Below are 9,587 nucleotides of genomic sequence, written 5' to 3'. Positions count from 1 at the left end.
CTGCACAATAAGAAGCCGAAACCCTTCAGATGGACCAAGTCCGCGGACCAGATTTTGGCTTCCGTCAAACGCTTCTGCCACAAAGCCCAGCAGACATTATGTGGCGAACTTTAGATTCACGTGACTAGCTTCGCTAATCGAGACCTGTAAGCTCAATAGCGTCAATGCCGAGCACTGGCTCGCTGACGTTCACGCGAAGCTCGTCAATGGTTGGCCTGCGGCGCGACTGGACGAACTGCTTCCCTGGGCATCGACCTACACGATGGATGCTCACGATTTGAGGCTGGCGGCATGAGCCTGAACACGACCGCGGTCCGGATCAAGGTGATCCTCAAGGACGTGAAGCCGGAGGTGATGCGTCGCCTTGTCGTACCCGTCACCCTGCGCCTTGATCGGCTGCATCTGACGCTGCAGGCGGCGTTTGGCTGGACAAACAGCCACCTCTTCGAGTTCCTCGTCGGCGAAGAACGTTGGGGCACCCCCGATCCCGACGGTGATTTTGGCCCCCAGCCGATCGATGCCAGCAAGGCGCGGCTCTGCGATATCGTTCGCGAGACCGGCGCCAAGACGATCCATTATCTCTATGACTTCGGCGACAGCTGGGACCATGTGATCAAGCTCGAAAAATGGTTCGACAACACGACCACAGAGGGACTTCCCCTCCTGCTTGAGACCGCCGGTCGGTGTCCTCCGGAAGACGTCGGCGGTGCGCCGGGATATGAAGAATATCTCGACGCCATCAGCGACCCCACCCATCCGGAGCACGAACATATGCGCCTCTGGGGCCCGGAGCGGTTCGATCCCAACGTCGTCGACCGGAAGGCGCTCGAGGCTGCCGTCAACGCGTTGTCCGACGCATGGAAGCCGCGGCGACGCGCCACGCGGACAAAATAGAGACGTCAAGCGTCAATCAAAAGGGCCGCAGGGCTAAGCTTACCATCTATGCACCCCAACAATTCGATTCCGATGACGGAGTCCCGATCCTAGGTACCTCAGATCGCGGCCGCCTGATAACTTTCAATTACACTGGCAATCTCGCCAAATGACCGCACCTCTCCCCGCTGCAGCCATAGCCCCTTATTGCACCACCTCCGGCAGACATCAAGGTTGTGTGACGCCAGCACCAGAGCGCTGGCCTTTTGGACAAAAGAGTCGATGCGTGTTTGTGCTTTGTCCATGAAATGCGCATCACCCGCAAGAATCCACTCGTCCATTAGCAGAATCTCCGGCTCAAAACAGGTAGCAACGGCGAAGGTCAGTCGCAGCGTCATACCCGATGAATAGGTTCGCACGGGCATATCGAGGTAGTCACCTAATTCCGTAAACTCGGCGATGTCCGGTAACAGCCGATCGATCTCACTCGATGACAATCCTAGCAGGAGGCCACGCAGGCGGATATTGTCATAACCACTCAAATCACCATCAATGCCGAGCCCAATGTCGAACATCGGCGAAATGCGCCCGTGCACGGTCACAGCGCCGGCCATAGGCTCGTAAATGCCCGCCATCACGCGCAGCAACGTGGTCTTGCCAGCACCGTTCGACCCGATCAGCGCAAGTCGATCGCCGCTATCAAGTGAAAAGGATACGTCGCGCAGCGCATCTATCGTGATCCGATCGTCAGCGTCGCGGGCAATGCGACCCGCCGAGCCGCGAGACAACAGACTTTTCTTCAGCGATCGCGAGCCGCCATGATAGACCGGAAACGAGACGCTGACGTGATCGAGACCGAGGACAGGTTTCGACATAAACTCAGACCCAATACGAGATGCGCGCCCGAAAACGGACAAAAAAGGCAGCAGCCAGCAGAAAGTTTGCTCCAGTGACGAGAATTACGGCGATATAGTTGATCGCAGAAGGTTCTTGGCCCAGCAGCGGCGCGCGAACCACCTCGACCAAATGATAGAACGGATTCAAGGTCATCAAAACTGAGTGGCCTCCCAGCAATTCTGGCTTCCACATGATCGGTGTCAAAAAGAAAACGATTTGCACCACGCTGGCAACAATCTGCGGAACGTCGCGAAAACGCGCGGAAATCATGCCGAGATAAAGGCTGGTGAACAGGCCGTTGAGTGTCACCAAGAGAAATCCGGGAATAGTGGAAAGAACGATGAAACCCGGCCACATCTGAAAATAGACTACGATACCAAAATAGATGACAAAATTGTGCGCGAAGATGATGACTTTCGCCCATATGAAGCGATAGACGTAGACCGAATACGGCAGCCGAATCTGCTTGATGTAAGATTCCGCACCCGTAAATAGCGATCCCGCTTCGGTCAGAACTGAACTGACCAACCCCCAGATTAGCAATCCAACGCAGAGAAACGGCATGAAGTCATGCAGCGCGATCTTGAGTATCTTTGCGTAAACGACGCCCAGCGCGAGCACCATAATCGCCATGCTGGCGGTGAGCCACAGTGGGCCGAGGAGCGAGCGCCGATAGCGTTGCAGGATATCGTTCCAGCCAAGCTTCCCCCATAGCCGCCACAGCGCCGCGCCATCGATGACGTCCTGGATCGCAAGGCGCAAGTGGCCGTGTTTCTGCCCTCGCGCGATCATCGGCATCGCCACCTCACGTTGCGATCTGCCATTGCGCATTTGCTTTGATATAGTTGTCACGGAACCGAACGCTGCTACTCAACAGCTTCCCTGCAAATTGTCTGCATCCACTGCGGAGACATTGATTGATCGTATTAGGCGCGGGCGCGGGTATGCCGGCCGTACCTAGCCGACGAGCCAACCGGGGCCTCCGGCAGATAGATCCTGTAGGTGCAACAAACCTGCATTGAGACCATTGTCCGCAAAATCAGGTCAACTTCATGCCTGAACTACAAGATCGTTGCAATGCCATCTCCTCCCGAACCCTCTTGACCTGCGCCTCGACCATCGTCGCGACGAGCTCAGGGAACATTACTTTCGGGCGCCAGTTGAAAACTGACCGCAGCTTTCCCGGATCCGCGTGCGTATAGTGACTGTCCGTCTTTCGAATAAGTTTCGGATCCACGCTGACATAATGGGTCCAGTCGAGGCCGACCGTTTGGAAGGCGAGCTCGCAAAACTCCTGGATCGAGTGATCCTCGCCGGTGCCAATCACATAATCGTCCGCCATCGGATGTTGCAGGATCATGTGCATGACTTCGGCATAGTCGCCAGCAAAGCCGAAATCGCGCCGCACTCCTAGGTCGCCCAAGAGAAGCTTACCATCCGAAAGGATCGGCCGGCCGCGTTCATCGAGTTCTGGAGTATCTTTCAGCCCGGATGCAGCGGCGGCAGCCGCATAGGCGATTTTTTGCGACACAAACGATAGCGGTCGGTATGGGCTCTCGTGATTGAACAGGATGCCCGAGCAAGCATGAATACCATACTGCTTCCGATAGGCGCCAATGATGCGATGGCTGTATAGCTTGGCGACGCCATAAGGTGATTTCGGCACACAATGAGTGTGCTCATTTTGCCGCTCGTTGAAGCCGTCGCCAAAAATATCCGACGACGACGCTTGGAAGATACGGGCTGCGGGCTTATGCTTCAGCACCAGCTCACAGATGTTCTGCGGCAAGAAGGCATTAATCTCGGCGTTTTCTCGCGGAACCTGCCACGACATTATTGGCCGGGATACGGCGGCGAGATTGTAGATTTCGTCAGGCTGCGTCTCCGCGATAAGCTGCTCGAGAAAAGCACCACTCGCGAGATCACCGACATGCCACCGGATCCCGTCATCGACCGCGCACGGAAGCGGCGCGCGTCGCGACTGTGCGTGGACAATATAGCCATGACGCCGCAGCAGATCGACCAGATAGCGGCCATCCTGCCCCGTCGCACCAGTTACCAATGCGGCTTTCGTCAATGAATCGTCCCCATACGCTCGTGTTGGTCCATTTGACCGCCTCGCCGGCCTCCGCGCGCCTTAATCACAAGCCGATCTCATCCAGCCGACCGCATCCTATTCGTGGTAGTTAAAATGCCTGTAACCGTGCTGCTTGACCAACTCGTCCCGCTGCGCCGACTTTAGGTCCTCTTGCATCATCTCGGTCACAAGTTGTGAAAAAGATGTCGCGGGCGACCAGCCAAGTTTGCGCTTCGCCTTGGACGGGTCGCCGAGCAGCGTCTCGACTTCCGCCGGCCGGAAGTAACGTGGATCGACCTCAACAATGCATTTACCAGTTGTCACGTCATAGCCCTTCTCCAGGACGCCGGTGCCTTGCCAGCGAACTGAGATGCCAACTTCCTTGGCAGCGACTTCGACGAATTCGCGTACAGAATGCTGCTCGCCGGTGGCGATTACGTAATCCTCCGGCTTGTCCTGCTGCAGCATCAGCCACTGCATTTCCACATAGTCCCGAGCATGCCCCCAGTCGCGCAGCGCATTAAGATTGCCGAGATAAACCTTCTCCTGCAGGCCGAGCTTGATGCGCGCCAGCGCGCGAGTGATCTTGCGGGTCACGAATGTCTCTCCGCGGATCGGCGACTCATGGTTGAAGAGAATGCCGTTACAAGCGTAGATGCCATAGGCTTCGCGATAGTTCACCGTGATCCAATAGGCATAGAGCTTCGCGACAGCATAGGGCGATCGCGGATAGAACGGTGTGGTCTCCTTCTGCGGCACCTCCTGGACAAGTCCATAAAGCTCCGAGGTCGAGGCCTGGTAGAACCGAGTCTTCTTTTGCAGTCCCAGAATACGGATCGCCTCCAACAGACGCAGGGTGCCGAGTCCGTCTGAATTGGCCGTGTATTCCGGCTCCTCAAACGACACCGCCACATGGCTCTGCGCTGCTAGGTTGTAGATCTCGTCAGGCTGCACCTGCTGCACGATGCGAATGAGGCTCGACGAATCCGTCAGATCTCCGTGATGTAGCGTGAAGTCATGACCTTTTTCATGAAGGTCGTGATACAGGTGGTCTATTCGATCGGTATTAAACAGCGAGGTCCGCCGCTTGACTCCGTGTACGCCATAGCCTTTGGAGAGCAACAGCTCCGCAAGGTAGGCTCCGTCTTGCCCCGTGATTCCGGTGATCAGGGCGGTTTTCTTAGACATCCAGATTCAGCCCGTTGTTACAATGGATTATAGTCTTACGCTCGTCTGTAGGGTTCGGCCCAAAAAAATGCGACCTCCGGCCCCATGAATGAGGCCAAAGCATTAGCTTGTGCAACCAGCATTTACAATTGCCCGCTGCGGGAAACCATCTTTTTGACAAAATTGAGTCTGCCTGCGAACGAATAGGAGATTTGTCATGTTCTTGGAGGCTTGAGGCGGTCCCGACATCACCGCCTCGTCTTCGCATACGAATTCGATCCAGCCGATCCCACATCGGTGTGCGTCATGGCAGCAAGTGCAGGACCTGGGGTAATCTGAGCTCGTTCCTTGGCTCGGGGAATGAGCAAAGCGCCAGTCAAGCTTAAATGTCAAACGCCATACGGAACTGCCCACTTTGCGTCATGAAGAACTGCCCCGCCCTCGGGTTCATGATCTCGATTGAAGGTTGGCTCCGCCGCGACGGAACGGCGGGAGACGCGGCCGACTGGAGGGCCGTCAGCGACCGGCGGCTTGATGAGGCCGCTCTTTCGCTTGGCACGGAGCCGGTTTCTGTCGCCGCGGATGGTCAGCAGTGGCTGGGGTGCAGGAGCCGATCGAGGATCGCAACCACCGGATCGCCGAATACGGTGCCCCATTCGGCAACGCTGCGGTTTGAAGTGATCAGCATGGCGCCGGTTTCGTACCGCCGGCTGACTAGCTGAAAGAACAGATGCGCGCCGTACGCTCAACACCACATTCGCAAATGAGGATCAAATTGCGTCTTGACCAGTCGCGATCGGAGCCGCGAAAAACAGTAACAATTCATTAGTTTCGACGAATCGGCCACACGACCACGGAACACCGTCGTCCGAGTGGCATCGATCGAAGCCGATGTGAAGCAAAATTCGCTAACGTTTAAGTCTGGTGCGTTCGTCGAATTGAGTATAACAAATTTGGCAGAAACAAGCTCCTCTATCCTCTCGGCGTGAATATCGGGAACGAAAGCCGCTTGTGTGCGACCGACAGCCCCTCAGTCCAGTTCGGTGCACGGCACATAAATCTGTAGCTCGGACCAATGACGACTGAGCCTCTCAAAATCCTCCACACCTATAAGGTGTATCGCGGCGACTTGGAAGGCGGAGTGCCTTCTGTTATCTCAGCTCTAAGTCGCGAGCCCAGACAGTCGATAGATAATCGCGTGCTTGTCGCCCGAACGCGCGGGTGGTATCGGCGCGAAACCATCGACGGCACGCCCGTAGAGGCCGTGGGATCCTTCGGGACATTGTTTTCCACCCCGTTGGCCCCTACTTACCCTTTTGCTCTTCGTCGTCGCGCCGCCGATTTCGATATCGTGGTCCACCACGCACCATTTCCACTCGCGGACCTTTCAATTCCGCGAATTTCTAACCGTATAGGCGTCGTCGTATTCTGGCACGCCGACGTCACGAGCTATTCCCAGCTCCGATGGCTTGTCGCCCCCGCGATCACGCGAAGCTTGGAGCGAGCGGACCGGATTCTGGTTGCCGACCAGTCAGCCATAAGTAATTCGCGCTTCCTCCAGCCATTCAGAGCAAAATGCGTCGTGGTACCCTATGGGATCGAGATCGATTACTGGTCGTGTTGTTCACCTCAAGAGATCACCAAGGCGGAAATCCTAAGAAGGAAACACCCCAGATTGATTCTCGCTCTAGGGCGGCTGGTTCCGTACAAGGGATTCGCTGTACTAATTCAGGCCCTCAAGAAGGTCGAAGGCAACTTGGTGCTCATTGGAGAAGGGAGTCTTCGAAACGAACTCGAAAGGATGGCCGTCGAGTTCGGGGTTTCAGATCGTGTATCTTTCCTTGGATTTGTTAGCGACAGCGAGGTGAAATCATATTTGCATGCAGCGCGGGTTCTCGCGTTTCCTTCTGTTACACAAGCAGAAGCTTTCGGATTGGTTCAGCTGCAAGCGATGGCCGCTGGAGTACCCATCGTAAACACCTCCCTTCCGACCGCGGTGCCACGTGTCGCCAGGCATAACTTAGAAGCTCTGACTGTCCCGCCGAATGATCCCAACATGCTCGCGTCAGCACTTAACGAAATTCTCGAGGATGCTTCGTTGGCATCACGATTAGGCCGATCAGGCAAGAGGCGCTCGAAAGAACTGTACGACCAAAAGAAATTTATACGCGGCGTAAAGAAAGTGTACTTGGATGTTCTAGGACGAACTGACGTTGCCGCTGGGGCCTAGTCCCTGCACGGTGATCATTGCAAACTTCAGCGCTACCTGCAGGACCCCCCACCATAGAACGCCTTAGACAACTCATGCCAACCAAGCTCGATACACGTCTGGTGATCATATCGTTGATCGTAGCTCACACAGCTGCGGTTTGCCTCGCGATGATATACGCTCTGCGGTACCACCCGGCGCTAACCCTTAGCTACTCTTCGCCCGCATCGCTTACACCGACGGTCGTACTTGCATTATCCTTTCCGGTCGCATTGATCTTCGGATTTGCGGAGTTCAGCTTCGGCTACTTCGTGAGCTTTTATCTGTATCAGATGCTCGTAGGATTTTTGTTCCTGAACACTTTTACCAGCCGAAGCTATGATCACAATCTTGCTGCTGTCTCGGCATTGTGTTCAATGATTTTATTTCTGGCTCCCGCTCTGTTTTTTGGTTCGCGACCCAGAACCGCATTTAAGCTTTCCTGTCGCGCTTTCGAGCTCGTGTTGTTGCTGATTCTGATCTTTGCTTTTCTTACAATTTTGGCGGGAGCCGCATACAATTTCCGGATCGACTACGGCAACCTTAGCGAATTTCGGACAGAACTATTCACCGCACGATTACGAAATGAGCTTAGGTTTCCCACTTCTTTAATGTATGCGACCGGGATCTTTTCAAGCGCGCTTCTGCCGTATGCATTTGCATGCTTTCTGTTACGTCGGCAGTACTGGAACGCAGCAGCTTCCCTCACGCTGATGGCTCTCTTCTTTCCGATCACTTTGAGTAAAACCGCTCTGTTTGCGCCCGCGTGGCTCTTATTTGTAGCTATGCTCGGCAGGCTGTTTGAAGCTCGAATAGCGGCGATAGCGAGCCTCAGCCTTCCGCTTCTGATCGGCCTTGTGGCCGTCCTCGTCAAGGGACACAACGATATTTTTGACCTATTCGCCGTCCGAATGATCGACATTCCGTCAGCTGCGCTCGCGGTCTACAATGAATTTTTCGCCCATCATGCACACACCTATTTCTGCCAAATATCATTAGCGAAGATTGTAATGACTTGCCCATACCAGGAACAGCTGGGCGTGACATTGGCAGAGACATATGGACTAGGTAACTACAATGCCTCCTTGTTTGCGACGGAAGGTATCGCATCGGTCGGACTGATGTTGGCACCAATATCAGCTCTTGCTTGCGGGCTCGTTATCGGGCTTGGCAATTGCCTTTCGGGACGGCTAGCACACCAAATGGTCTTGATCTCGAGCTCCGTGCTTTGCCAACTTATACTCAATGTACCGCTTTCCACGGCACTTCTTACCCACGGTTGCGGACTGTTATTCCTTTTGTGGTACGTTACGCCGGCAGAAGGCTTTCCAGAGAATGCGGCATCCCGCGAGGCCGAACCACGCACTCAGACGGACTTAGAAGCTTTCGACCATCGCAGCTATAAGGCTGTTATTTGGCAAACTTTATGCTGATCAGCGCCAAGTCACGTACGAGCGAGGTGTCAACCACCAGCGCCAAGCCCCGCACCTGCAATCATCGACCACGATGAGGATGCGGAAGCGGGCGCCACCCGTGAGCTGATACGCTGATACGTGCGAAGTCATCAAGCAATCAGCGCTTGTCGTCGCAATCCTCGGCCGGCTGATCGTAAGCGGCCCTCTGGCCGCACGGCGCTGGGGCTTGATTTCCCGCCGGAAGGCGTCAGGCGGCGAGTTTAGCGGCCGAATGTTCGACGGCCCAAGCCCATGGCATAAGCTCGTCGATGCGAGCGGCGGGCCAGAGGTTGACGAGCTTCGTCAGCACGTCGGTGAGATAGGCTTGCGGATCGACGCCTGTTAACTTGCAGGTTTCAACGAGTGAGGCAATGCTGGCCCAGTTCTCCGCTCCGTGATCATGGCCGGCGAAGAGTGCGCTCTTGCGGCGCTCGACTATGTTGGTATCGAGCTCGATGTGGCCATCGTCCAGGAAGCGGGTCAGCCCATCCCAGTGGTTGAGGCCGTAACGGATTTCGTCGGCGATCTTCGCCTTGGCGGAGACGCACGTGAGCTGGTGCTCGAACCAGGTTTGAGCGATGCCACCAGCGGCGTGCTCTTGTCCTGGCGCACCCGGCGCCGGTCGTCGGCACTCATGCCCCGGATCGTCTTCTCGATCGCATAGAGCGCAGCGATCCGNTCCANCGCTTCGCTCGCGATCGGCGCGTCGCCGCCCTTGGCGATGTCGTAGAACCGGCGGCGCAGATGCGTCCAACAGAAGGCAAGCGTGATGGCCTCGCCCGGGGTGGCGGCAATCTTCTTGTAGGCGGCGTAGCCGTCGCATTGCACGATGCCGCGATAGCCCTCGAGCAGCTTGAGCCCGTGGACCGCG

General features: G+C 55.9%; 7 protein-coding genes and 4 pseudogenes. 5 read left to right on the top strand and 6 right to left on the bottom strand.

Going from position 1 to position 9,587, the window contains the following annotated elements:
* The 3 genes and pseudogenes from F758_RS50570 to F758_RS0142040 form a co-directional block, all read left to right on the top strand.
* Nucleotides 1-114: pseudogene (locus F758_RS50570) on the top strand (IS630 family transposase); the annotation flags it as partial.
* Between the two features lie 10 nt (nucleotides 115-124).
* A pseudogene (locus F758_RS49065) lies at nucleotides 125-295 on the top strand (transposase domain-containing protein); the annotation flags it as partial.
* Nucleotides 292-894 (top strand): plasmid pRiA4b ORF-3 family protein, encoded by a 603-nt coding sequence (locus F758_RS0142040; protein ID WP_024513386.1) that lies wholly within the window; start codon nucleotides 292-294, stop codon nucleotides 892-894. The pseudogene F758_RS49065 and the gene F758_RS0142040, both read left to right, overlap by 4 nt.
* Nucleotides 895-992: 98 nt before the next feature.
* Here F758_RS0142040 and F758_RS0142035 read toward each other — a convergent pair whose 3' ends face one another.
* From F758_RS0142035 to F758_RS52660, 5 genes and pseudogenes are all read right to left on the bottom strand, one after another.
* Nucleotides 993-1,748 (bottom strand): ABC transporter ATP-binding protein, encoded by a 756-nt coding sequence (locus F758_RS0142035; RefSeq protein WP_035725162.1) that lies wholly within the window; start codon nucleotides 1,746-1,748, stop codon nucleotides 993-995.
* Between the two features lie 4 nt (nucleotides 1,749-1,752).
* Nucleotides 1,753-2,568, bottom strand: coding sequence for an ABC transporter permease (locus tag F758_RS0142030; RefSeq protein ID WP_084306154.1), 816 nt, complete (start codon nucleotides 2,566-2,568; stop codon nucleotides 1,753-1,755).
* A gap of 241 nt (nucleotides 2,569-2,809) precedes the next feature.
* Entirely contained in the window at nucleotides 2,810-3,847 is a 1,038-nt protein-coding gene (locus F758_RS0142025; protein ID WP_024513383.1) for a GDP-mannose 4,6-dehydratase, read from the bottom strand.
* A gap of 96 nt (nucleotides 3,848-3,943) precedes the next feature.
* Nucleotides 3,944-5,035: a GDP-mannose 4,6-dehydratase gene (gene gmd / locus F758_RS0142020; protein ID WP_024513382.1), complete on the bottom strand. Its 1,092-nt coding sequence runs from the start codon at nucleotides 5,033-5,035 to the stop codon at nucleotides 3,944-3,946.
* Nucleotides 5,036-5,403: 368 nt separating this feature from the next.
* A pseudogene (locus tag F758_RS52660) lies at nucleotides 5,404-5,759 on the bottom strand (ATP-binding protein); the annotation flags it as partial.
* A gap of 396 nt (nucleotides 5,760-6,155) precedes the next feature.
* Here F758_RS52660 and F758_RS0142010 point away from each other — a divergent pair.
* Both F758_RS0142010 and F758_RS0142005 read left to right on the top strand, forming a co-directional pair.
* A complete protein-coding gene (locus F758_RS0142010; RefSeq protein WP_245286775.1) occupies nucleotides 6,156-7,244 on the top strand; it encodes a glycosyltransferase in 1,089 nt (362 codons plus the stop codon).
* A 74-nt stretch (nucleotides 7,245-7,318) separates the two neighbouring features.
* Nucleotides 7,319-8,695, top strand: coding sequence for a hypothetical protein (locus tag F758_RS0142005; RefSeq protein ID WP_157450530.1), 1,377 nt, complete (start codon nucleotides 7,319-7,321; stop codon nucleotides 8,693-8,695).
* A 229-nt stretch (nucleotides 8,696-8,924) separates the two neighbouring features.
* On the opposite strand, the pseudogene tnpC reads toward F758_RS0142005, so the two are convergent.
* Nucleotides 8,925-9,587: pseudogene (gene tnpC / locus F758_RS46060) on the bottom strand (IS66 family transposase); the annotation flags it as partial.

Origin of the sequence: Bradyrhizobium sp. ARR65, assembly GCF_000472385.1 — a bacterium.
Classification (GTDB): Bacteria; Pseudomonadota; Alphaproteobacteria; order Rhizobiales; family Xanthobacteraceae; genus Bradyrhizobium.
Note: the sequence above shows the minus strand (reverse complement) of the source record. Positions and strands in the feature narration are given on the sequence as shown.